The sequence below is a fragment of the Streptomyces sp. NPDC001315 genome (genome assembly GCF_042896175.1).
Taxonomy (GTDB): domain Bacteria; phylum Actinomycetota; class Actinomycetes; order Streptomycetales; family Streptomycetaceae; genus Streptomyces.
In genome coordinates this window covers 703,196-725,197 of the sequence record NZ_JBIAWZ010000001.1, presented here as the reverse complement: position 1 = coordinate 725,197, position 22,002 = coordinate 703,196, and the positions used below count along the sequence as shown (strand labels likewise).

19 protein-coding genes and 1 tRNA gene are annotated in these 22,002 nt (G+C 72.5%); 18 read left to right on the top strand and 2 right to left on the bottom strand.

What is annotated here, in order from left to right; all coding sequences use genetic code 11:
* Positions 1-42 precede the first annotated feature (42 nt).
* The 8 genes from ACFY16_RS03180 (at position 43) to ACFY16_RS03145 (ending at position 9,428) form a co-directional block, all read left to right on the top strand.
* The gene (locus ACFY16_RS03180; RefSeq protein WP_390645336.1) at positions 43-1,710 is read left to right on the top strand and encodes a beta-N-acetylhexosaminidase; all 1,668 of its coding nucleotides are present in this window, start codon (positions 43-45) and stop codon (positions 1,708-1,710) included.
* 259 nt (positions 1,711-1,969) lie between these two features.
* A complete protein-coding gene (locus ACFY16_RS03175) occupies positions 1,970-2,863 on the top strand; it encodes an FAD binding domain-containing protein (protein ID WP_390645335.1) in 894 nt (297 codons plus the stop codon).
* Positions 2,860-4,419, top strand: coding sequence for a 2Fe-2S iron-sulfur cluster-binding protein (locus ACFY16_RS03170; RefSeq protein WP_390645334.1), 1,560 nt, complete (start codon positions 2,860-2,862; stop codon positions 4,417-4,419). Before ACFY16_RS03175 ends, ACFY16_RS03170 begins: the two co-directional genes overlap by 4 nt.
* Complete coding sequence (locus ACFY16_RS03165) at positions 4,416-6,728, top strand: xanthine dehydrogenase family protein molybdopterin-binding subunit (RefSeq protein ID WP_390645333.1); 2,313 nt, start codon at positions 4,416-4,418, stop codon at positions 6,726-6,728. The genes ACFY16_RS03170 and ACFY16_RS03165 overlap by 4 nt, the downstream gene beginning before the upstream one ends.
* On the top strand, positions 6,725-6,859 hold the full coding sequence (locus tag ACFY16_RS03160; RefSeq protein ID WP_390645332.1) for a hypothetical protein: 135 nt from the start codon (positions 6,725-6,727) through the stop codon (positions 6,857-6,859). Before ACFY16_RS03165 ends, ACFY16_RS03160 begins: the two co-directional genes overlap by 4 nt.
* Positions 6,856-7,392 (top strand): AAA family ATPase, encoded by a 537-nt coding sequence (locus ACFY16_RS03155; protein WP_390645331.1) that lies wholly within the window; start codon positions 6,856-6,858, stop codon positions 7,390-7,392. Before ACFY16_RS03160 ends, ACFY16_RS03155 begins: the two co-directional genes overlap by 4 nt.
* Positions 7,393-7,504: 112 nt before the next feature.
* Positions 7,505-8,704 carry an SUKH-4 family immunity protein gene (locus tag ACFY16_RS03150; RefSeq protein ID WP_390645330.1) on the top strand — a complete coding sequence of 400 codons (1,200 nt, stop codon included), beginning with the start codon at positions 7,505-7,507 and terminating at the stop codon, positions 8,702-8,704.
* 46 nt (positions 8,705-8,750) lie between these two features.
* Positions 8,751-9,428, top strand: a complete 678-nt coding sequence (locus ACFY16_RS03145; protein ID WP_390645329.1) for an HAD family hydrolase — start codon at positions 8,751-8,753, stop codon at positions 9,426-9,428.
* On the opposite strand, the gene ACFY16_RS03140 is transcribed toward ACFY16_RS03145, so the two are convergent.
* Positions 9,400-9,471: transfer RNA gene (locus ACFY16_RS03140), tRNA-Cys, on the bottom strand. The genes ACFY16_RS03145 and ACFY16_RS03140 overlap by 29 nt on opposite strands.
* Positions 9,472-9,719: 248 nt before the next feature.
* On the opposite strand from ACFY16_RS03140, the gene ACFY16_RS03135 reads away from it, so the two are divergent.
* From ACFY16_RS03135 to dapE, 7 genes are all read left to right on the top strand, one after another.
* A complete protein-coding gene (locus tag ACFY16_RS03135; protein ID WP_390645328.1) occupies positions 9,720-11,192 on the top strand; it encodes an MFS transporter in 1,473 nt (490 codons plus the stop codon).
* Between the two features lie 30 nt (positions 11,193-11,222).
* Positions 11,223-11,420, top strand: a complete 198-nt coding sequence (locus ACFY16_RS03130) for an Arc family DNA-binding protein (RefSeq protein WP_390646084.1) — start codon at positions 11,223-11,225, stop codon at positions 11,418-11,420.
* Positions 11,421-11,804 (top strand): type II toxin-antitoxin system death-on-curing family toxin, encoded by a 384-nt coding sequence (locus ACFY16_RS03125; protein WP_390645327.1) that lies wholly within the window; start codon positions 11,421-11,423, stop codon positions 11,802-11,804. It begins immediately after the preceding gene.
* 118 nt (positions 11,805-11,922) lie between these two features.
* Positions 11,923-13,737, top strand: coding sequence for a DEAD/DEAH box helicase (locus ACFY16_RS03120; RefSeq protein WP_390645326.1), 1,815 nt, complete (start codon positions 11,923-11,925; stop codon positions 13,735-13,737).
* Between the two features lie 361 nt (positions 13,738-14,098).
* The gene (locus ACFY16_RS03115; RefSeq protein WP_390645325.1) at positions 14,099-14,740 is read left to right on the top strand and encodes an IclR family transcriptional regulator; all 642 of its coding nucleotides are present in this window, start codon (positions 14,099-14,101) and stop codon (positions 14,738-14,740) included.
* Positions 14,741-14,903: 163 nt separating this feature from the next.
* Entirely contained in the window at positions 14,904-16,376 is a 1,473-nt protein-coding gene (locus ACFY16_RS03110; RefSeq protein WP_390645324.1) for an amino acid permease, read from the top strand.
* A complete protein-coding gene (gene dapE / locus ACFY16_RS03105; protein WP_390645323.1) occupies positions 16,373-17,431 on the top strand; it encodes a succinyl-diaminopimelate desuccinylase in 1,059 nt (352 codons plus the stop codon). The genes ACFY16_RS03110 and dapE overlap by 4 nt, the downstream gene beginning before the upstream one ends.
* A gap of 21 nt (positions 17,432-17,452) precedes the next feature.
* On the opposite strand, the gene ACFY16_RS03100 is transcribed toward dapE, so the two are convergent.
* Entirely contained in the window at positions 17,453-19,000 is a 1,548-nt protein-coding gene (locus ACFY16_RS03100) for a PucR family transcriptional regulator (protein WP_390645322.1), read from the bottom strand.
* Between the two features lie 178 nt (positions 19,001-19,178).
* Between ACFY16_RS03100 and ACFY16_RS03095 the strand changes: the two genes are divergently transcribed.
* The 3 genes from ACFY16_RS03095 to ACFY16_RS03085 all read left to right on the top strand — a co-directional run bounded on the left by ACFY16_RS03095 (position 19,179) and on the right by ACFY16_RS03085 (position 21,945).
* Positions 19,179-19,949 carry a chorismate synthase gene (locus ACFY16_RS03095; RefSeq protein ID WP_390645321.1) on the top strand — a complete coding sequence of 257 codons (771 nt, stop codon included), beginning with the start codon at positions 19,179-19,181 and terminating at the stop codon, positions 19,947-19,949.
* Positions 19,946-21,055: an o-succinylbenzoate synthase gene (menC, locus tag ACFY16_RS03090; RefSeq protein WP_390645320.1), complete on the top strand. Its 1,110-nt coding sequence runs from the start codon at positions 19,946-19,948 to the stop codon at positions 21,053-21,055. The genes ACFY16_RS03095 and menC overlap by 4 nt, the downstream gene beginning before the upstream one ends.
* 98 nt (positions 21,056-21,153) lie before the next feature.
* Positions 21,154-21,945, top strand: a complete 792-nt coding sequence (locus ACFY16_RS03085) for a S16 family serine protease (protein WP_390645319.1) — start codon at positions 21,154-21,156, stop codon at positions 21,943-21,945.
* Positions 21,946-22,002: the final 57 nt, after the last annotated feature.

Genomic DNA, 22,002 nt, shown 5'->3' with positions numbered 1-22,002 from the left:
GACCGGTCTCCGGGCTGGGCGGAGCGGTAAAGGACTGACGTCATGAGCGACATTCCGTACCACCTGTTCCCCGGCCTCGACGTGGAGCTGATCCCCGCCCCGAGCCGCCTGTCGCCCTCGATCGGCGGCGGTACGGGGTACGCCATCGACGAGGAGACCGAGATCGAGGCGACGCCCGGCACCGAGCGGGTCGCGCGGTGGCTGCGCGCGACCGTCGGCGCCGCGACCGGATATCCGCTGTCTCCGCACTCGGGCGACGGCGACCGCGTTCTGCTGCGGATCATGCCCGAACTCGCCGATGAACTCGGCAGCCCCGAGGCATACCGCTTCACCGCCGACGGCTGTGTCGTCGCCATCGACGGGGCGAGCGAGGCGGGCCTGTTCTGGGGCGCCCAGACCTTCCGTCAGCTGCTCGGTGCCGACGCCTTCCGCCGTGCCCCGCTCGCCCGGAAGCCGGAGTGGGAGGTGCCCGCCGTCACCATCCACGACGCCCCCCGCTTCCGCTGGCGCGGCCTCATGCTCGACGTCGCCCGGCACTTCATGCCCAAGGAAGGCGTGCTGCGTTATCTGGATCTGATGGCCGCGCACAAACTCAACGTCTTCCATTTTCATCTGACGGACGACCAGGGCTGGCGCGTCGAGATCAAGCGCTACCCGAAACTGACGGAGACCGGCTCCTGGCGCTCCCGCACGAAATTCGGCCACCGGGCCTCCCCGCTGTGGGAGGAGAAGCCGCACGGCGGTTACTACACCCAGGACGACATCCGGGAGATCGTCGCCTACGCCGCCGAGCGGCATATCACCGTCGTCCCCGAAATCGACCTACCGGGGCACTCGCAGGCCGCCATCGCCGCGTATCCGGAACTCGGCAACACCGATGTCATCACCGCCCTCACCGTCTGGGACAACTGGGGGATCTCTGCGAACGTACTCGCCCCCACTGACAACACCCTGCGTTTCTACGAAGGGGTGTTCGAGGAACTTCTCGACCTGTTCCCGTCGGAGTTCGTCCATGTCGGCGGCGACGAATGCCTCAAGGACCAGTGGCGGCGGTCGCCCACCGCGCAGGCCCGCATCAAGGAGCTCGGGCTCGCCGACGAGGACGAACTCCAGGCGTGGTTCATCAGGCACTTCGACACGTGGCTCGCCGCGCGCGGGCGCAGGCTCATCGGCTGGGACGAGATCCTGGAGGGCGGGCTGGCCGACGGCGCGGCCGTGTCCTCGTGGCGCGGTTACGAGGGCGGGATCGCCGCCGCGCGGGCCGGCCACGACGTCGTCATGTGCCCCGAGCAGCAGGTGTACCTGGACCACCGGCAGGACGCGGGCGAGGACGAGCCCGTCCCGATCGGCTACGTCCGCACCCTGGAGGACGTCTACCGCTTCGAGCCCGTCCCGGCGCAGCTGACGGAGGAACAGGCACGGCACGTGCTGGGCACGCAGGCCAACCTGTGGACCGAGGTGATGGAGGACCAGGCGCGCGTGGACTACCAGGCCTTCCCGAGGCTCGCCGCGTTCGCCGAGGTCGCCTGGGGCCACCTGCCCGCCCCGGCGGAACGGGACTTCGCCGACTTCGAGCGGCGGATGGCCGTCCACTACCGTCGACTTGACGCCCTGGGCGTCGCCTACCGGCCGCCCGCCGGTCCGCGCCCGTGGCAGCGGCGCCCCGGTGTGCCCGGCCGCCCGATCGACGGCCCGCCGCCGAGCCGATAGGGACGGCTGTCGCCAGGCCTGCCTCGAACAGGTCACAGAAAAGACGCATAAGGGTCACCGAAGAGTGTCAATCGGTATGCACGGGTGATGCCGTGCGAAAACGGGCCATCTCCTCGGTGAGGTGGGCGAATGCCTCCTAGCGGACCCCCGCGTTCGGGTCCTGCGAAGATGTGCCAGAGTTGCCACGTCCGCCCTGTCAGCACGTACCGTACGGCAGCACAGGTGGGACCAGGTGGGGCAGCGGGAAGGGGCAGCCGGTTTGACCACGCACGCACCACAGGCGGGGCAGGCCGTCACGCTGCCCACGACACTGGACGAGGCCGTGGCGGCACTCACCGCCGTGCCCGCCGCCGTGCCCGTGGCCGGCGGCACCGACCTCATGGCCGCCGTCAACTCCGGTCAGCTCCGGCCCACCGCCCTGGTCGGGCTCGGCCGGATCAGCGAGATCCGCGGCTGGCAGTACCAGGACGGACACGCGCTCCTCGGCGCGGGCCTCACCCACGCGCGTATGGGCCGCCCCGACTTCGCCGCCCTGATCCCCGCGCTCGCCGCCGCCGCGCGCGCCGCGGGCCCGCCGCACATCCGCAACGCGGGCACCCTGGGCGGCAACATCGCCTCCGCGTCACCCACCGGGGACGCGTTGCCGGTGCTGGCCGCCCTGGAGGCGACGCTGATCATCGCGGGCCCGGGTGGAGCCCGCCGCGAGATGCCCGTGTCGCACCTGCTGGCGGGCATGGAGATGCTCCGCGCCGGAGAACTCATCGGCTACGTGCGCGTACCACTGCTGCACGCCCCGCAGGTCTTCCTGAAGGCGACCGGCCGCACCGGCCCCGGGCGCGCCACCGCGTCCGTGTCGCTCGTCCTGGACCCCGCCCGGCGCGGAGTCAGGTGCGCCGTCGGCGCCATAGCGCCGATGCCGCTGCGGCCCCTGGAGGCCGAGCAGTGGGTCGCCGCGCTCATCGACTGGGACAACGGCCGCGCGATCGTCCCGGAGGCGCTGAACGCCTTCGGCGAGTACGTCGCCGCGGCCTGCATTCCCGACCCGGTCCCGGACGCCGACGGCTCCGTGCCGCAGCTTCCGGCCGCCGTACTGCACCTGCGGCGCACCGTCGCCGCGCTGGCCCGACGAGCACTGGGGAGGGCGCTGTCGTGACCGACGACCAGCACGGACAGGGCGCGTCCCAGGGCGGTGGCCGCTGGGACCCGCTGCCCCAGGGCGACTACGACGACGGCGCGACCGCCTTCGTGAAGCTTCCCGAGGGCGGCATCGACGCCCTCCTGGCCGCACGCGGCGACAGCCCACTGGCCGCGCCCGGCCACGGCTACGTGCCACCGCAGATAGCGGTCAGCTCCCACCCGGACGCGGCGACCGACCCGGCGGCGACCGGCGCGTGGGCGGTGCCCGCTGACGCCGTCCAGTGGCCCGACCCCAACGCCGTGCCCCAGGAGGCGGGCGGGGACGACCGGTTCACGTACCACCCCGGGGTCACCGGCCAGTGGAACTTCGAGGACACCACGGTCACCGAGTCCGCGCCGGCCCCCGGCCACGACGTGACCGGCCAGTGGTCGATCCCCGTCGCCGGCGGCGACCTTCCCGACGAATCGGGCGAGTTCACCACGTCGGCACTGGTGGAGCAGTGGGGCGGAACCCCGCCGGCCACCCTTCCCGGCGGCGCGCCCGCGCCCTGGGCGACGGGTGCGACCGGCGCGACAGGGGAGCCGTGGGGGCAGCAGGCGCTCGCACAGCCGGCGACACCCGCGCCGGAGGCCCACAGCGAGCCGTACGCGCCCGCACAGCCCCTTCCCATGGCCCAGGAGCCCCAGGGGGCCGGTGAAGCGCCCGAGGACGTCCACGGGGCCGCTGGGGCGCCTGAGAAGGCCACCGGGCCCGCCGCCGGACCCGCCGAGGCCGAGGAGGAAGGCCGCGCGACCCCGGAGAAGCCGGAACCGGCGGACGAACCCGCCTCCCCGGAGGACAGCGCCGCCCCGGAACACTCCGCCTCTCCGGAGCGCACCGCCGCCCCGGAGGACGCCGCTTTCGTGGCACCACCCCACGACGACCACCCCCTCGCCTCCTACGTCCTGCGCGTCAACGGCTCCGAGCGCCCCGTCGCCGACGCGTGGATCGGCGAGTCGCTGCTGTACGTGCTGCGCGAACGGCTCGGCCTCGCGGGCGCCAAGGACGGCTGCTCGCAGGGCGAGTGCGGGGCCTGCAACGTCCAGGTCGACGGCCGGCTCGTCGCCTCCTGCCTGGTACCCGCGGTCACCGCCGCCGGCAGCGAGGTCCGTACCGTCGAGGGCCTCGCCGTCGACGGGCAGTCCTCGGACGTGCAGCGGGCGCTCGCCAGGTGCGGCGCCGTGCAGTGCGGTTTCTGCGTGCCCGGTATGGCGATGACCGTGCACGACCTCCTGGAGGGCAACCCCGCCCCGACCGAGCTGGAGACCCGCCAGGCACTGTGCGGCAATCTGTGCCGCTGCTCCGGCTACCGGGGCTTCCTGGACGCCGTACGCGAGGTGGTCGCCGAACGCGAGGCGCACGACGCGGCCGACGCCGAACCGGACGCGGACGAGGCACGTATCCCGCACCAGGCGGGCCCCGGCGCCGGCGGCGTCAACCCGTCGGCCTTCGACCCCCCAGGCACCCGAGGAACCCCCGGAACACCGGGGCCGCACGACCGGACGTACGGCCAGGACGGAGGCCAGGCGTGAGCAACGAAGCCGCCACCGCGACCACCGCCGCCGCCGAGGCAGCCCCCGCCCCCGAACCGATCCCGCACGGCCTGGGCGCCTCCCTGCGGCCCGCCGACGCCCGAGCCAAGACCGAGGGCACGTTCCCGTACGCGGCCGACCTGTGGGCCGAGGGCCTGCTGTGGGCGGCCGTGCTGCGCTCCCCGCACCCGCACGCGCGCATCGTCTCCATCGACACCTCCCACGCGCGCGAGATGCCCGGCGTACGGGCCGTCGTCACCCACGAGGACGTCCCCGGCAGCGCGCTCCACGGACGCGGCAGAGCCGACCGCCCGGTCTTCGCCTCCGACGTCGTACGCCACCACGGCGAGCCCATCGCCGCCGTGGCCGCCGACCACCCGGACACCGCGCGCATGGCCGCGGCGGCCGTCATCGTCGAGTACGAGGTGCGTGAGCCGGTCACCGACCCCGAGCAGGCCTTCGAAGCGGAACCCCTGCACCCCGACGGCAACCTGATCCGCCACATCCCGCTGCACCACGGCGACGCGGAGGCGGTCGGCGAGGTCGTCGTCGAGGGCCAGTACCGCATCGGCCGCCAGGACCCGGCCCCCATCGGCGCCGAGGCCGGCCTCGCCGTGCCCCGCCCCGACGGCGGCGTCGAGCTCTACCTGGCCTCCACCGACCCGCACGGCGACCGCGACACCGCCGCCGCCTGCTTCGGCCTCGAACCGGACCGCGTCAAGATCGTCGTCACCGGCGTCCCCGGCGCCACCGCCGACCGCGAGGACCAGGGCTTCCAACTCCCGCTCGGCCTGCTGGCGCTGAAGACCGGCTGCCCGGTGAAACTGACCGCGACGCGCGAGGAGTCCTTCCTCGGCCACGTCCACCGGCACCCCACGCTGCTGCGCTACCGCCACCACGCCGACGCCGAGGGCAGGCTGGTGAAGGTCGAGGCGCAGATCCTGCTGGACGCGGGCCCGTACGCGGACACCTCCGCCGAGGCCCTGGCCGCCGCGGTCTCCTTCGCCTGCGGCCCGTACGTCGTCCCCAACGCCTTCATCGAGGGCTGGGCCGTCCGCACCAACAACCCGCCCTCCGGCCACGTCCGCGGCGAGGGCGCCATGCAGGTGTGCGCCGCCTATGAGGCGCAGATGGACAAGCTGGCGAAGAAGCTGGGCCTCGACCCCGCCGAACTGCGCCTGCGCAACGCCATGGCCACGGGCGACGTCCTGCCGACCGGGCAGACGGTCACCTGCCCCGCCCCGGTCGCCGAACTCCTCCAGACGGTAAGGGACTTTCCCCTCCCGCAGCTTCCCAAGGACGCCCCCGAGGACGAGTGGCTGCTGCCCGGCGGCCCCGAGGGCGCGGGCGAACCGGGCGCGGTGCGCCGGGGCGTGGGCTACGGCGTGGGCATGGTGCACATGCTCGGCGCGGAGGGCGCCGACGAGGTGTCCACGGCGACGGTGAAGGTCCACGACGGAGTGGCGACCGTGCTGTGCGCGGCGGTGGAGACCGGCCAGGGCTTCACCACGCTGGCCCGGCAGATCGTCCAGGAGACCCTCGGCATCGACGAGGTGCACGTGGCACCGGTGGACACCGACCAGCCGCCCGCGGGGCCGGGCTGCCGCGGCCGTCACACCTGGGTGTCCGGCGGCGCGGTCGAACGGGCCGCCAAGATGGTCCGTACGCAACTGCTCCAGCCCCTGGCGCACAAGTTCGGCATGTCCACCGAACTCCTCCAGATCACCGACGGCAAGATCACGTCGTACGACGGAGTCCTGTCCACCACCGTCACGGAGGCCCTGGAGGGCAAGGAACTGTGGGCCACGGCCCAGTGCCGCCCCCACCCCACGGAGCCACTGAACGAGTCCGGCCAGGGCGACGCCTTCGTCGGGCTCGCCTTCTGCGCGATCCGCGCGGTCGTGGACGTCGACATCGAACTGGGCTCGGTACGGGTCGTGGAACTGGCCGTCGCCCAGGACGTCGGCCGGGTCCTCAACCCGACCCAGCTGGCCGCGCGCATCGAGGCGGGCGTCACCCAGGGCGTCGGCATCGCCCTCACGGAGAACCTGCGCACCCCGCGCGGTCTCGTCCGCCACCCCGACCTCACCGGGTACGCCCTGCCCACCGCCCTGGACGCGCCCGACATCCGCATCGTCAAGCTGGTCGAGGAGCGGGACGTGGTCGCGCCCTTCGGGGCGAAAGCCGTCAGCGCGGTGCCGGTCGTGACGTCGCCCGCGGCGATCGCCTCCGCCGTACGGGCGGCCACCGGCCGCCCCGTGAACCGGCTGCCGATCCGCCCGCAGGCCGCGGTGGTGACGGCACAGTGACCCCGCCCGAGCCCGAGCCCGAGTCTCCGCGCTACGAACCGGCGCCCGGCGTCGGCAAGTTGCTGATGTGGGTCCTGCTGTTCGTGCTCGCGGCGGTGGCCGTGGTGCTGGGCGGCGTGTACTTCACGTGACGCGCGGGGTCGTCGTCATCACGGGTGTCATGGCGTCCGGCAAGTCGACGGTCGCGCAGGCGCTGGCGGAACAGCTGCCGAGGGCGGCGCACGTCCGAGGGGATGTGTTCCGGCGGATGGTGGTGTCGGGCCGGGAGGAGTACGTGCCCGGCGCCCGGGTCGGCGGCGAGGGCGAGGCCCAACTCCACTTGCGGTACCGGCTGTCCGCGGCGACGGCGGACGCGTACGCGGAAGCCGGTTTCACAGCGGTGGTGCAGGACGTGATCCTGGGCGCGGATCTGACGGCATACCTGGAACTGGTCCGCACCCGCCCCCTCCACGTGGTCGTACTGGCACCGAGCGCCGAGACGGTGGCGGCCCGGGAGGCCGGACGGGAGAAGACGGGCTACGGGGCCTGGACGGTCGGCGACTTGGACGGCGAGCTACGGGCCCGGACCCCACGCCTCGGCCTGTGGCTGGACACCTCGGAGCTGACCGTGGGGGAGACGGTGGAGGCGATCCTGGCGGGACGGGAACGCGCGAGGGTTGCCTGACGTCTCTCTGACTGGGGCCGTTGTCAGTGGTGCCGCGTAGTGTTCCGGGCAGTGGGACGGCGCCAGTTGGACGACCTTCCCGGGGGACGGCGACTTCACGCACGGGGGAACGATGAGCACGACCGACACCGTCGGTACCGCGGTGATCACACTCACCGAGGACGATCTGGATCCGTACGTCACGCACGCACCGACGCGCCGTTGGCTGAGCGGTCCCGGACTGCCCGCCGACGGAGACCTGCTGTCCTTCGACGCACTGCGCACGGACGGCCTGCGCACGGTCGGGGACTCGACGGGCGACCCCGACCGGCTGGCGGCGGAGCTGCGCGACCGGCTGGTCATAGGCGGGATCCTGGGCGCGGACGGCCGCGAGACCGAGTCGGTCCTACTCGACGGCGCGACGGGCGAGATCTCGACGACGTACTTCTTGCACGACCGCCCCGACCTGATGGACACCCGCCCGCTGGCGCCCTCCCTGGAGAAGCTGGTGCGGTTCGCGACGGCGGCGGACGAACTGGCGGCGCTGCGAGGCCAGTTCGCCTCGTACGCGGGCCGACTGGGACCGCAGGCGGTGGCGGAGGCGTCACGCCAACTCCTCGCCCTCTTCGAGGAGAGCACGGACGGCGACCCGGGCCCCTTCTGGAAGATGACGGCGGTGATCCGCCCCCTGTCCCTGGTGGCGGGCCCGGGCACGACATCCGGGCTGGCGCTGGACCTGCCACCCCGCCTGCTGGACGAGGCGTTCGGCCCCGGCCGGATCGCCCGCTTCGAGGAGGTCGACTTCCCGTCCACGCTCACCCACGAGCCGACCCGCCGCTTCCTGCGGGAGGCGGGCCTGCCGGAGGAGGGCTACTGGTTCTCCCTGGACACCGACGTGCCACTGCCGACCCTCGCCGAGTACTACGCGATCTGCGCGAGCGAGCGGGAGGACGACCTCACCGCCGCCCACCTCCCGGCCGGCGCGGACCACCTGATCCGCCTCGGCCACCTCCTGGAGGACACCAGCCTCCTCATCGACGGCACCACCGGTGCGGTTCTGTGCTGGAGCGAGCCCGACACCACCCTGCGCCCCCTCAACGCCGACGTCTCCACGCTCGCCTTCACCCTGTGGCTGATCAACCGCGAGAAGTCCCTCGACACGATCCACGCCCTGACCGACGCCTACGACCAACTGGCCGAAACGATGTCCCGCACCCTCGCCGCGGCCGACCCGATCGCCTGCGACCCGACTCCGTCGACGCCGTCGGACGACGGGTGGCGGTACTGGCCGGAGGTGTTCGGGGACGAGGCGGGCGGGGGTTTGTACGCTTAGCGGCCGGGAGACCGGCCCGGAAGCAGGCTGATGACATGATCAAGGCGTGACCAGCGAACCAACCCGGCCCGGTGCCGGGAAGTATGTCCTGTTCGATGTCGACGGCACGTTGATCGACGCAGTCGACAACCAGCGCCGGGTCTGGGCGACGTGGGCGGGTCGCTACGGGCTGGACCCTGACGAGGTCTGTCAAGTGGCGCTGCGGACGCGGCCGATGGAGACCTTCGAGGAGGTCGTCCCCGGTCGGGATCCGCAGGAGTGCCTGGCCGCGTTGCATGAACTGGAGGACGACGACGTCCGGTCCGGCGTCTATGCCGCGTTCGACGGTGCGTCGGAACTGCTGTCCGCTCTGCCCTCCGGGTGCTGGGGGCTGGTGACCTCGAACTACGAGCACCGGGTGCGCGGACGGTTCGCCCGGACCGGACTGCCCGTTCCGGGCGTGCTCGTGGACGCCGCCGCGGTCGAGGAAGGCAAGCCGTCGCCGGTCCCCTACCTGCTGGCCGCGGAGCGGCTCGGTGCGGAGCCGGAAGACTGCCTCGTCATCGAGGACGCGCCGTCCGGAGTCGAGTCCGGGTTGCGGGCCGGCATGACGGTGTGGGGAGTCAACGCCCCGGTCGCGGTGGACGGCGTGCACCGCCACTTCGCAAGCCTGCGCGAGGCAGCGCCCTACATCGTCGACTGGGCGAAGCCTGTAGAGGCCGTGGCGGGAATCGAACCCACGTAACTCGCTTTGCAGGCGAGTCCCTAAACCACTCGGGCACACGGCCGGGTCGGGTGGAGCGCTCTGCTCCGGTCCGAACTCGGTGACATGACCGTAGGGCGGAGTGGGGGAGGGGCTCAAGGGGACGGGCGGGGCTGCAATGGGACTGCCATACGCCGTTCATGAACGGGGGCCTCGCGCCCCGCGCCCGGTCTCGTTGGTCGTACTGGTCCCCTGGTCGTACGACCAAGGTCCCAGGCGAAGCCCTCCTCCCGACAGGGGTCACAGTGGGTCGTGGACCTTACGCTGGCCGGCATGACCGCCCTGGAACCGCGCGACACCGGCGTCGCGGACCTCGCCCACGTCCCGTCGGCCGCCGAGCGCGACGAGTCCACCGTGCTGAGCCGGTCCTACCGGGCGCTGAGCATCGGCATCGTGTCGGTCGTGCTGTTGATCGCCTTCGAGGCGACGGCGGTGGGGACGGCGATGCCCGTCGCGGCGCGGGAGCTGGACGGGGTGTCGCTGTACGCGTTCGCGTTTTCCGGGTACTTCACGACGAGTCTGTTCGGGATGGTGCTTGCCGGGCAGTGGTCCGATCGGAGAGGGCCGCTGGGGGCGTTGACCAGCGGTATCGCCGCCTTCGCCGCCGGGCTGGTGGTCGCCGGGACCGCCGGGACAATGTGGCTGTTCATCGTCGGGCGGGCCGTGCAGGGGCTCGGCGGTGGGCTGGTGATCGTCGCGTTGTACGTCGTCGTCGGACGCGCTTATCCGGAGCGGCTGCGGCCGGCCATCATGGCGGCGTTCGCGGCGAGCTGGGTCGTGCCCTCGGTGGTCGGGCCGCTCGCCTCCGGCGCGGTGACCGAGCATCTCGGGTGGCGGTGGGTGTTCCTCGGGATACCGGTGCTGGTCGTCTTCCCGCTGGCGCTCGCGCTGCCGCAGATACGGCGGCGGGCGGCCGGGCCGGTGGGGCTCGCGCGTGAAGCGTCCTTCGACCGGCGCCGTATCCGGCTCGCCCTCGGGATCTCGCTCGGCGCCGGGCTGATCCAGTACGCCGCCCAGGATCTGCGTCCCCTCTCGCTCGTTCCGGGTGTCGTAGGCGCCGGGCTGCTCGTGCCGGCCGTACTCGGGCTGCTGCCGCGCGGTACCTGGCGGGCGGCGCGCGGGCTGCCCTCGGTCGTGCTGCTGCGCGGGCTGTCGGCCGGGTCCTTCGTCGCCGCCGAGTCCTTCGTACCGCTGATGCTGGTCACGCAGCGTGGGCTGTCGCCGACGCTGGCCGGGTTCTCGCTCGCGGCGGGTGGCGGGACGTGGGCGCTGGGTTCGTGGGTGCAGTCGCGGCCACGGGTGGAGCCGTACCGGGAGCGGCTGATGACGGTCGGGATGGTGCTGGTCGCGGCCGCCATCGCCGCGGCGCCCAGCGTGCTGATCCACTCCGTGCCCGTCTGGACCGTCGCCGTGGCGTGGGGTTTCGGGTGCTTCGGTATGGGGCTCGTGATCTCCTCCACCAGCGTGCTGCTGCTCCGCCTCTCCGCCCCGGAGGAGGCCGGTACCAACTCGGCCGCCCTCCAGATCTCCGACGGCCTGTCCAACGCGCTGCTGCTCGCGGCCGGGGGCGCCGCCTTCGCCGCGCTCGGCGGCGGCGCCGTCGCGCACACGACGGCCACGGCGGCCTCCGGCTCCGCCCATCCGGCCGCCTTCGCCGTCGTGTTCCTGCCGATGGCGGAGGTGGCGCTGGTGGGGGCGTGGGTGACTACGCGGCTTTGGCCAGGCGCCGGAATGGTACCACGATGACCCCATACGTGGTACCGTCGTGGTATGGCTATGAATCTTCGTCTGCGTGACGACCAGCAGGAGGCGCTGAGGCTGCGGGCCGAGGAGGAGGGGCGCAGCATGCACGCCATAGTGCTTCAGGCGATCGACCGATATCTGGAGCAGGAGGCCGACCGGGCCACGGTTCGCCGGCTGGGGGCCAAGTACGCGGCGCGCCAGGCCGACCTGCTGCGGAGGCTGGGGGAGTAGATGAAGTACCTCACGGTTCAGGAGATCCTGGACCTGGCGGAGCTGGCGTGCGGGGGGCAGGAGGTCGCGGTGCGTGACCTGGGTCTGCTCAGCTCCGCCGCGCATCGTCCCCAGTCCCGGATGTTCGGTGTCGAGGCGTACGTGGATCTGTTCGAGAAGGCCGCGGCACTGTTCCAGTCCCTTGCCGTGAACCACCCTCTGGTGGACGGCAACAAGCGCATGGCCTGGATGAGCACGGTCGTCTTCCTCGACTTCAACGGCACGGAAATGCTCGACGTCGACCAGGACGAGGCGTACAAGCTGGTGATCGAGGTGGCGTCCGGCGTCCTCGAGGATGTGGGCATGATCGCCCGGCGTTTGAGGGCACTGCACGAGGCGATGTGACCTCAGTCCCATCCTCGGGTGACCCGGCCTCGTCCACACATTGCCACCACCGGCCCGCCGGTAGGGTGGCCCGGTTGTCATACGTAGCCGAGCCGCCCTACCCCCCGAACCGGAGACCGTGACTACCGCCGCCGCCAGCTCTGCCGCCAGCTCCGCCTCGCACTCCCATCACCTCTCACCCGCCTTCCCCGGCCGTGCCCCCTGGGGTACCGCCAGCAAGCTGCGTGCCTGGCAGCAGGGGGCGATGGAGAAGTACGTCCAGGAGCAGCCGCGTGACTTCCTCGCCGTCGCCACCCCCGGCGCCGGCAAGACGACCTTCGCGCTGACGCTCGCCTCCTGGCTGCTGCACCACCACGTCGTGCAGCAGGTGACCGTGGTCGCGCCGACCGAGCACCTGAAGAAGCAGTGGGCGGAGGCGGCCGCGCGGATAGGGATCAAGCTGGACCCCGAGTACAGCGCGGGTCCGCTCAGCAGGGAGTACCAGGGCGTCGCCGTCACCTACGCCGGTGTCGGGGTGCGGCCCATGCTGCACCGCAACCGGGTCGAGCAGCGCAAGACCCTCGTCATCCTCGACGAGATCCACCACGCCGGTGACTCCAAGTCCTGGGGCGAGGCCTGCCTGGAGGCCTTCGAACCGGCCACGCGGCGGCTCGCGCTCACCGGTACGCCGTTCCGGTCCGACACCAACCCCATCCCCTTCGTGACGTACGAGGAGGGGAACGACGGGATCCGGCGGTCCGCCGCCGACTACACGTACGGGTACGGGAACGCGCTGGCCGACCACGTCGTGCGGCCCGTCATCTTCCTCTCCTACAGCGGCAACATGCGCTGGCGGACGAAGGCGGGCGACGAGATCGCCGCCCGGCTCGGCGAGCCGATGACCAAGGACGCCGTCTCGCAGGCCTGGCGCACCGCACTCGACCCGCGCGGTGAGTGGATGCCCAGCGTGCTGCGCGCCGCCGACCGGCGGCTCACCGAGGTCCGGAAGGCCATCCCGGACGCGGGCGCCCTCGTCATCGCCTCCGACCAGGACTCGGCGCGCGCCTACGCCAAGCTGATCCGCGAGATCACGGGGACGAAGGCCACGCTGGTCCTCTCCGACGACACCGGTGCCTCGAAGCGGATCGACGACTTCAGCGCGAGCAACGACCGCTGGATGGTCGCCGTCCGCATGGTGTCCGAGGGCGTCGACGTGCCGAGGCTCGCGGTCGGGGTGTACGCCACCACCATCTCCACGCCCCTCTTCTTCGCCCAGGCCGTCGGACGCTTCGTGCGGTCCCGGCGGCGCGGCGAGACCGCGTCCGTCTTCCTCCCGACCGTCCCCGACCTCCTCACCTTCGCCAACGAGATGGAGGTCGAGCGCGACCACGCCCTCGACAAGCCCAGGAAGGAGGGCGAGGAGGACCCGTACGCCGAGTCCGAGAAGGAGATGGAGGAGGCGAACAAGGAGCAGGACGAGGACACCGGGGAGCAGGAGCAGTTCTCCTTCGAGGCCCTGGAGTCCGAGGCCGTCTTCGACCGGGTCCTCTACGACGGCGCCGAGTTCGGCATGCAGGCCCACCCCGGGAGTGCGGAGGAGCAGGACTACCTCGGTATCCCCGGGCTCCTCGAACCCGACCAGGTGCAGCTGCTGCTGCAGAAGCGGCAGGCCCGGCAGATCGCGCACAGCCGCAAGAAGCCGGACGAGGAGGCCGACCTGCTCGAACTGCCCGCCGAGCGGCGGCCGGTCGTCTCCCACAAGGAGATGATGGAGCTGCGCAAGCAGCTCAACACGATGGTCGGTGCGTACGTCCACCAGAGCGGCAAGCCGCACGGGGTCATCCACACCGAACTGCGGCGCGTGTGCGGCGGACCGCCGAGCGCCGAGGCGACGGCCGGACAGCTGCGCCAGCGGATCGCCAAGGTGCAGGAGTGGGCCACCCGGATGCGGTGACGCCCGGCGCGTGAGCGGCTGTGGCGTGAGGTGCTGCATGCGTGAGGTGCTCGGAGGTGCGGCGGTGGCGCGCGTGGTACGGCGTGCGCTGTACGTATCGGGACAAACACAGGTAGTTCATACCGGGCAGTGACCGGATTCTGGACGGAGCCTTCCGCTGAGCGAACCGGCTTCGCTACTGTCCGGTTACGCACACGCCCCGTGGCAGCGCCGCCGCGGAGCGCAGCCGTGAAGCGACTGGGCCCGGACAGACCGGGCCGTCCTGCCGATCGGCGGCCTCTGAAGCGCGTCACTGACGGGACTCGGTGACGCATCTGCCGCGTCGGGGGCTGCCGGCCTCACCACTTAAGGAGTGGGCGTCGTGACCGCGGAGACCTCCCAGACGCTCGACAGAGGACTCAAGGTCCTCAAGCTGCTGGCCGACACGGACCACGGGCTGACCGTCACCGAGCTTTCCAACAAACTTTGCGTGAACCGGACCGTGGTGTACCGGTTGCTCGCCACGCTGGAGCAGCACGCGCTCGTACGGCGTGATCTGGGCGGGCGGGCACGCGTCGGGCTGGGGGTGCTGCGACTCGGCCGACAGGTGCATCCGCTGGTACGGGAGGCCGCGCTGCCGGCGTTGCGGTCGCTGGCCGAGGACATCGGAGCGACGGCGCATCTCACACTCGTGGACGGGTCGGAGGCGCTGGCCGTGGCCGTGGTCGAGCCGACGTGGACGGATTATCACGTGGCGTACCGGGCCGGGTTCCGGCATCCGCTGGAGCGGGGGGCCGCGGGCAAGGCGATTCTCTCCGCGCGGCAGAAGGCTTCGGGGGAGCCGGGGTACACCTTGACGCACGGGGAACTGGAGGCCGGGGCCAGCGGGGCGGCCGCTCCCCTGCTCGGGATCACCGGTGTCGAGGGCAGTGTGGGTGTGGTGATGCTGGCGGACGCGGTACCCGAGCGGGTCGGGCCCCGGGTCGTCGACGCGGCTCGCGAGGTCGCGGAAGCCCTGCGCTGAGCCGCCCGCCCGAACAGGGCGTGTTTCCAAGCTCCCCCTGGCTTTGGCCGATCCACCAAACACCCACGGCCACCTCTGGCCGATCCTCTCACCGTCATTCGACCTCCCCTCCGCATCATCAGGCCAGACAGGCACAGGCGGATGCGGCGGAGGGAGTGGCAGGGTGGACACAGTGGGTACACGGCCCCAAGGTGGACCGGAGGCGCGGTCCGGCGGGCGGCGGCTGACGCGGCGGCAGGACGTCGGCGCGCTGGTCGAGGAGGCCGCCGGGAGCTCGCTGAAGCGGACCATGGGGGTCGCACAGCTCACGCTGCTCAGCGTCGGCGCCACCCTCGGTACCGGGATCTTCGTCGTGCTCGGCGAGGCCGTGCCCGAGGCGGGGCCGGCGATCATCGTGTCCTTCGTGCTCGCCGGAGTGACCGCACTGTTCTCCGCACTGTCGTACGCCGAGCTGGCCGGCATGATCCCCGGCTCGGGATCGTCGTACAGCTACGCCTACGCCACCCTCGGCGAGCTGGTCGCCTGGGTCTGCGGCTGGTGTCTCATCCTGGAGTACGGGGTGTCCGTCGCCGCGGTGGCCGTCGGCTGGGGGCAGTACGTCAACGAGCTGCTCGACCTCACCCTCGGCATGACCCTGCCCGAATCCCTCAGCGCCCCGCCCGGGGACGGCGGCACCCTCAACATCCCGGCCGCCCTCATCGTCGTACTCGCCATGGTCGTACTGCTGCGGGGCGCGAAGGAGAGCGCGGTCGCCAACACCATCATGGTCGCCGTCAAGATCGTCGCCCTCGTGATGTTCTGCGCGGTCGCCTTCACCGCGTTCCACGCCGGGAACTTCCAGCCCCTCTTCCCGCTCGGCGCCGCCGGCATGAGTGCCGGAGCGGCCTCCCTCTTCTTCTCCTACATCGGGTTCGACGCCGCGTCGACCGCGGGCGAGGAGGCCAAGAACCCGCAGCGCGACCTGCCCCGGGCGATCATCCTCTCCCTGGTCCTCGTCACCGCCCTGTACGTCATCGTCGCCGTCGCCGCGCTCGGTGCCATGCCGTGGCAGAAGTTCGAGGGGACGGAGGCCACGCTCAGCGAGGTGCTGGTGCAGTCCGTCGGCGGGGGCAGCCTGTGGCCGATCCTCCTGTCCGTCGGCGCCGTCATCGCCACCACCAGCGTCGTGCTGACCGTGCAGTACGGGCAGATCCGCATCCTGTTCGCGATGGCCCGGGACGGGCTCGTGCCGCCGCTGTTCGCCAAGGTGCACCCCACCACCGGGGTGCCGCGCGCCAACACCGTCATCGTCTCCGGCTTCATCGCCGTCCTCGCCGCGCTGGTCCCGCTCGGCAGCCTCGCCGACGCCACCAGCATCGGCACCCTCTTCGCCTTCATGCTGGTCAACCTCGCGGTCGTGCTGCTGCGCCGCCGCAACCCCGACGCGCCCCGCTCCTTCCGCGTCCCCTTCTCCCCGGTGACGCCCATCCTCGGCGTGGGCTTCTGCGTGTACATGCTGTTCAGCCTGGGCGCCGACACCTGGATCGCGTTCGGGGTGTGGATGGCTGTGGGTCTGGTGATCTACGGCCTCTACGGCATCCGACACTCCAAGCTCAACCAGGTCAACCAGCTCAGCCGGCACCAGGAACACACATGAACCCCCTGAACCTCGACCTCACCGCCGACGTCGTCGACCTCACCCGCGCCCTCGTCGACATCCCCTCCGAGAGCGGGGAGGAGGGCCGGCTCGCGGACGCCGTGGAGGGTGCCCTCGGTGCCCTGCCCCATCTCGCCGTCGAGCGCGTCGGCAACTCGGTCGTCGCCCGTACGGACCTCGGGCGCCCTCGGCGCGCCCTGCTGGCGGGCCACCTGGACACGGTCCCCGCGGCCGGGAACCTCCCGTCCCGGCTCGCCGACGGCCGCGTCCACGGGCTCGGTGCCTGCGACATGAAGGGCGGCGTCGCCGTCGCCCTCCGGCTGGCGGCGAGCCTGGAGAACCCGACCCGCGACCTCACCTACGTCTTCTACGAGTGCGAGGAGGTCGAGGGCGACCGCAACGGGCTGAACACCATCGCCACACACCGCCCCGACCTCCTCGACTGCGACCTCGCCATCCTCATGGAACCCTCCGACGCCGGCGTCGAGGCCGGCTGCCAGGGCATCCTCACCGCCGACATCGTCGTACGGGGCGAACGCGCGCACACCGCACGCGCGTGGAAGGGCGTCAACGCCGCGCACAAGGCCGCCCGGGTCCTCCAGCGGCTCGACGACCACACGCCCGAGCGGGTCGTGATCGACGGGCTGGAGTACCGGGAGGGGCTGAGCGCGGTCGCCGTGCGGGCCGGCGTCGCGGGGAACGTCGTACCCGACGAGTGCGTCATCACCGTCAACTCGCGGTTTGCGCCGAGTCGCTCGGCCGAGGAGGCGGAGGCGTACGTACGGGAGCTCTTCGCCGGGTACGAGGTCCGCGTCACCGAGGTCGTGCCGGGTGCGCTGCCGCGGCTGGACCGGGTTGCCGGGTTCGTCTCCGCGCTGGGCGCCGAGCCCCGGCCCAAGCTCGGCTGGACGGACGTCGCCCGGTTCGCCGCGCTCGGCATGCCCGCCCTCAACTACGGCCCCGGTGACCCGTCGCTCGCCCACACGGCGGGGGAGTACGTGCCCGTCACGCACCTCCGCGAGTGCGAGGACCGGCTCAGGACATGGCTGGGGTGAAACCGGCCCCGTCACTCTCCGTCAGCCTCTGAGGCCTGCCAGCGTCCGCAGCTGCAGCCACAGCACCAGCCGTTCGTCGGGATCGTCGAGGTCGATCCCGACCTGCTGCTGGGCCTGCTTCAGGCGGTAGCGGCAGGTGTTGGGGTGCACGGCGAGCAGTTTCGCCGCGCCCGCCATGTCGCAGCCCGTGTCCAGCCAGCAGACCAGGGTGCGCGCGTAGTCGGTGCCGTGCTCGGTGTCGTATGTCAGCACCCGCCGCCACGCGCCCGCGCTCAGCTCGCTCCGCTCGCCCAGCACTTCGGCCAGCCGCAGCAGGGTGACGCGCGGGCGCAGCTCGTCGACGGTCGCCACCGGCAGGTCCGCGTCCAGCAGTCGCAGCACCAGGTCGGCGTCCGCGCGCGACGCCACGACCCCGCCGAGGTCCGGCACCACCGAGCCGAGCGCCGCCCGCACCGGCACCCGCAGCGCCTGCCCGGCCCGCCGCACGATGTCCTCGGCGAGCGGCCGGTGCCGCGCCCCGCCGCTCTCGCCGGGCGCGGGCAGCAGCGCGTACACCACCCCGTCCAGGAGCACACACGCGTGCCGCCCGTAGCGGGCCTCGCACTGCAGGCGTACGACGTCCAGCAGGCGCCCGGCGGTCTGCTCGCTGTCGGGCACGCTCGCGGCGGAGTCCAGGACGAACGCGGCGACCCGCACGGTCTCGACTCCCAGCCGGTGGGCCGCGGCGGTCGCGTCGGCGGTGCCCTCCAGCAGACGGCGCAGCAGGTCGCTGTTCTGGTGGCGGGCGAGTTCCTGGGCCGCCCGGGAGCGCAGCAGGAGCAGCGCGGCCGTGGACGCGCCCCGCCCCAGGATCTCGGCGGCGTCCGGCGTGAGGGTGCCGTCGTCGACGACCCAGACCGAGCCGAGCGTTTCGCCGCCGGCCCGTACGGCGACCGCGAGGCGGGGCAGGTCGTCCGCGCCGAGGGCGGGCAGCCGTAGCGGACCGTCGGCCGCGAACAGCATCCGGTACTGCTCGGTGTTCTCCGGGCTGCCCGGCACCTGGAGGCCGAGGATGCCCTGCCGGCGGTCCTCGTCGACGGGCTGGCCGGGGACGGTCGAGTAGGCCAGGATCCGCTGGCGGGGGTCCTCCACGGCGGTCGCCCCGCCGGTGGCGGCCGCGATCGCGTCGGCCAGCGCGAACAGGTCCCCGAGGCCGCCCGCCGCCGGGGTCGGCCGCGCGCCGATCGCCGACGCCAGCAGCAGGTGCACGTGGTGCCAGGCCGCGTCCTCGTCGACCGACAGCAGCGCCACGCCCCGCGCATCCGCCTCGCCGACCGGCCCGTCCGTGCCGCGCACCACGACCCCGGTCATCCCGGCCTCCGCCGCCGCCCGCACCAGCGGCCCGGCGGCCGGCGCCCGTACCCCGACGGCCAGGAGCAGCGCGCCGGAGACCCGCGGCAGCGGGCCCTGGGCGTCGTAGAGCAGCGCCTCGGTGACCGGGGCGGTCAGGCCGGCGGCGGGGGCGGTGTGCAGGCGTACGGAGTGGCCGCCGATGACGTCCAGGAGTTCGCCGAGGGTGCAGGCGTCCATGAGGTTCCTCAGTGGGTGGAGGGGGTGGCCACTGTCTTGGCCGGCCGGTCTTGATCGCCGGTCTGGTTCGGCCGGTCTGGTTCGGCCGTCTCTTGATTGGCCGATCCATAAAGGAACGTACGCATGCCTTGTCCAGGTGCACAACCCGGGGCGGGGCACCGGCTCCGAGACTCGATCCATGACCGGAGTCACCATCCGTACCGTTCACGACGTCGCCGGGATCGCGGCCGTCGCCGACTTCTTCAGCGACGTCTGGCAGACCCCGCGCAGCACCCCGCCCTACCCGGCCGAGGTGCTGCACAGCCTGGTCCACGCGGGCGGCGCCGTGCACGCCGCCTACGAGGAGGGGGAGCGGCTCGCCGGGGCGTCCGTCGCCGTGTTCGGGCCGCCGGCCGAGCAGGACGCGTACTCCTTCGTCGCCGCCGCCGACCCGGGCCTCGGGTACGCCGTCAAGCAGGCGCAGCGGGCCTGGGCGCTGGAGCGCGGCGCCCGCACCATGCGCTGGACGTTCGACCCGCTGGTCGGCCGCAACGCCCGCTTCAACCTGGTCAAGCTGGGCGCGGTCGGCACCGAGTACCTCGTCGACTTCTACGGGCCGATGGCCGACGGTGTGAACGACGGCGACGAGAGCGACCGGCTGACGGTGACCTGGGATCTGACGGAGCCGAGGAAGCCGTACGAGACCGGCGACCGCGAGGCGGCCCCCGCCACCCACATCGCCCCGGACGGCGCCCCGCTCGCCCGCCGCGATCTCGGTGACCTGCACGTCTGGTGCCGGGTGCCCGACGACGTCGTCAAGTTGCGTGCCGCCGACCCGGCGCTGGCGATGCGCTGGCGGCGGGCCGTGCGCGAGGTGTTCACGGAGGCCTTCGCGCAGGGCTTCACCGCCACCGGCATGTCCCGCGACGGCTGGTACACCCTCACCCGCTCTTCGGAAGGCGCCGCGTGAAGCTCGAACGCGTCGGGATCGTGCACGTCGCGATCCCGCTGGTCACCCCGTTCCGTACGTCCTTCGGCACCATGACGACCAAGGACACCTTCCTGCTCCACGTCGTCACGGACACGGCCGAGGGCTGGTCGGAGTTCGCCGCCGACCCCGAGCCGCTGTACTGCTCGGAGTTCGTCGCGGGCGCCGAGATCGTGCTGCGCGACTTCCTGCTGCCGCGCGTCGCCGCCCTGCCGCACCTCACCACCGCCGCGCTCGCCCCCGCGATGGCGAAGATCAAGGGCCACGAGCTGGCGAAGGCGACCCTGGAGACGGCGGTCCTGGACGCGGAGCTGCGCACGCACGGCATGCCGCTCGCCACCTATCTGGGCGCGGTGCGCGACCGGGTGCCCGCCGGGGTCTCGGTCGGCATCAAGGACTCCCTGCCGGAGCTCCTGGACGACGTCGAGCGCTACCTCGCCGAGGGCTACGTCCGCATCAAGCTGAAGATCGAGCCCGGCTGGGACGTCGAGCCGGTCCGTGCCGTCCGCGAGCGGTTCGGCGACGCGCTGCCGCTCCAGGTCGACGCCAACACGGCGTACACCCTCGCGGACGCCGAGCACCTGCGCCGCCTCGACGACTTCGGGCTGCTGCTGATCGAGGAGCCGCTGGAGGAGGACAACCTCCACGCCCACGCCCAGCTGCAGAAGCGGATCGCCACCCCCGTCTGCCTCGACGAGTCCCTCCACAACGCCCGCGACACCGCCTCCGCGATCGCCATGGACGCCTGCCGGGTCGTCAACGTCAAGCCCGCCCGGGTCGGCGGCTACCTCGAGGCCCGCCGCGTCCACGACGTGGCCCACGCGCACGGTGTCCCCGTCTGGTGCGGCGGCATGCTGGAGACGGGCATCGGCCGCGCCCCGAACCTGGCCCTGGCGGCCCTCCCCGGCTTCACGCTCCCCGGCGACACCTCCGCGTCCGCCCGCTACTTCGCCGAGGACATCACCGAGCCGTTCGTACTGGAGGACGGCCACCTCCCGGTTCCGCGCACCCCCGGCATCGGTACGGAACCCCTGCCGGACGCGCTGCGCCGCTTCACGCGGGAGCGGCGGGAGCTGTACGCGGGCTGAGGGGGAGTCGGCCGGGTTGAGCGGGCCGAGTCGGCCGGCCGGTCCGGCCGGGTCGACCGGCGCCGAGCCGGCCGGCACCGCCGCGTTAGATTGACCTCGTGCTCTCTCGCCTCACACGCCCCCAGGCCCTCGCCGTCTGCGCCCTGCCCGTCGTGGCCCTGATCGCCACGGCGGCCTTCGCGCCGCTGCCGTTCTCGGTCACGCAGCCCGGTATGACGGCCAACGTCCTCGGCAAGAACCAGGGCACCCCGGTGATCACGATCTCCGGTGCGCCGGTCCGCGGGACGAACGGGCAGCTGCGTATGACGACCATCGAGGCGACCAGCCCCGATACACGCGTCTCGCTGTCCGATGTGATCGACGCCTGGTTCGCCAAGGACCGGGCGATCATGCCGCGCGACTCGGTCTACCCGAGCGGCCAGAGCACCAAGGAGATCGAGCGGCACAACACCGAGCAGATGAAGGAGTCCCAGGACGCGGCGGCCGAGGCGGCGCTGAACTACCTCGACCTCAGCGACAAGAACGTGAAGGTCTCGCTGAAGCTCGCCGACGTCGGCGGGCCCAGTGCGGGGCTGCTGTTCTCCCTGGGGATCGTCGACAAGCTCGACGGCGACGGCAGCGGCGGCGACCTCACGGGCGGCCGGACCGTGGCCGGCACGGGAACGATCACCGCCGACGGCAAGGTCGGCGCGGTCGGTGGCGTGGCCCTGAAGACGCAGGCCGCGCGGCGGGACGGGGCGACGGTGTTCCTGGTGCCGAAGGACGAGTGCTCCGACGCCAAGTCCGAGCTGCCCAAGGGGCTGCGGCTGGTTCCGGTGACCACGCTGAAGAGCGCGGTCGGCGCGCTGGTGGCGCTGGAGAAGGGGAAGGGCTCGGTTCCGAGCTGCTAGCTGTCCTCCGCCTGTCCTGGGGCGTGTTTCGAGAGTCCCGTCCGGCCCGCGACGCCA

Bases quoted from the DNA above. Each gene is read 5' to 3' on its own strand.
- ACFY16_RS03130 (WP_390646084.1), top strand. From the start codon at position 11,223: ATGAATCTTCGTCTGCGTGACGACCAGCAGGAGGCGCTGAGGCTGCGG.
- ACFY16_RS03135 (WP_390645328.1), top strand. From the start codon at position 9,720: ATGACCGCCCTGGAACCGCGCGACACCGGCGTCGCGGACCTCGCCCAC.
- dapE (WP_390645323.1), top strand. From the start codon at position 16,373: ATGAACCCCCTGAACCTCGACCTCACCGCCGACGTCGTCGACCTCACC.
- ACFY16_RS03095 (WP_390645321.1), top strand. From the start codon at position 19,179: ATGACCGGAGTCACCATCCGTACCGTTCACGACGTCGCCGGGATCGCG.
- ACFY16_RS03125 (WP_390645327.1), top strand. From the start codon at position 11,421: ATGAAGTACCTCACGGTTCAGGAGATCCTGGACCTGGCGGAGCTGGCG.
- ACFY16_RS03150 (WP_390645330.1), top strand. From the start codon at position 7,505: ATGAGCACGACCGACACCGTCGGTACCGCGGTGATCACACTCACCGAG.
- ACFY16_RS03100 (WP_390645322.1), bottom strand. From the start codon at position 19,000: ATGGACGCCTGCACCCTCGGCGAACTCCTGGACGTCATCGGCGGCCAC.
- ACFY16_RS03180 (WP_390645336.1), top strand. From the start codon at position 43: ATGAGCGACATTCCGTACCACCTGTTCCCCGGCCTCGACGTGGAGCTG.